The organism is Herbaspirillum sp. UBA812, from assembly GCF_002296545.1.
GTDB lineage: Bacteria > Pseudomonadota > Gammaproteobacteria > Burkholderiales > Burkholderiaceae_D > Herbaspirillum > Herbaspirillum huttiense.
In genome coordinates this window covers 1,029-1,840 of the sequence record NZ_DBIC01000271.1, presented here as the reverse complement: position 1 = coordinate 1,840, position 812 = coordinate 1,029, and the positions used below count along the sequence as shown (strand labels likewise).

The window sequence follows — 812 nt, the reverse complement described above, 5'->3', positions numbered from 1 at the left end:
ATCTTCATCTGGACCCCGCCGCATTTCTGGGCGCTGGCCATGTACCGCCGCGACGACTACGCCAAGTCCGGCCTGCCGATGCTGCCCATTACGCATGGCATGGATGTCACCAAACTGCACATCCTGATGTACACCATTGCACTGCTGGCGGTGAGCATGCTGCCCTTCGCCATCGGCATGAGCGGCCTGATCTATCTGGGCACGGCCATCGTGCTGGGCGCGATCTTCTTCTGGTATTCGTGGCAGATCTATCGCCACTACACCGACCTGATCGCGCGCAAGGCCTTTGCTTATTCGATCGTCTACCTGTCCATCCTGTTTGCGGTGCTGCTGGTGGACCATTATTTCCTGTTCCGCAGTTTCTGATTCCCTGAACGCATGAAACGATTCCTCTCGGCGCTGCTGCTGGCCGGCTGCGCAACGTTGCTGGCGGCCTGCGGGCCGTCCAAGCCTGAACTGAAGTTCAACAATACCGATGTCACCGGGCTGGATTACGCGAAGGACTTCGCACTGACCGACCACACCGGCAAGCCGCGCACCCTGGCCGATTTCAAGGGCAAGGTGGTGGTGATGTTCTTCGGCTATACGCAATGCCCGGACGTGTGCCCGACCACCATGGTCGAGATGTCCAACGTCATGAAGGAACTGGGACCGGACGCCGACCGCGTGCAGGTGCTCTTCGTAACCGTCGATCCGGAGCGGGATACCCAGGAAGTGCTGGCGCAATACGTGCCGGCCTTCGACAAGCGTTTCCTCGGCTTGCGCGGCGACCTGCAGCAGACCGAGAAGGTGGCCAAGGAATTCAAGGTGTT

The 812-nt window shown here is 59.9% G+C and carries 2 protein-coding genes; both read left to right on the top strand.

The window, feature by feature from the left end; genetic code table 11:
- Window positions 1-366 (top strand): UbiA family prenyltransferase (locus B3873_RS18725; RefSeq protein ID WP_286868102.1); only part of this gene is annotated, 366 nt, incomplete at its 5' end.
- 12 nt (window positions 367-378) lie between these two features.
- A partial coding sequence (locus tag B3873_RS18720; protein WP_286868100.1) for an SCO family protein occupies window positions 379-812 on the top strand: 434 nt, incomplete at its 3' end.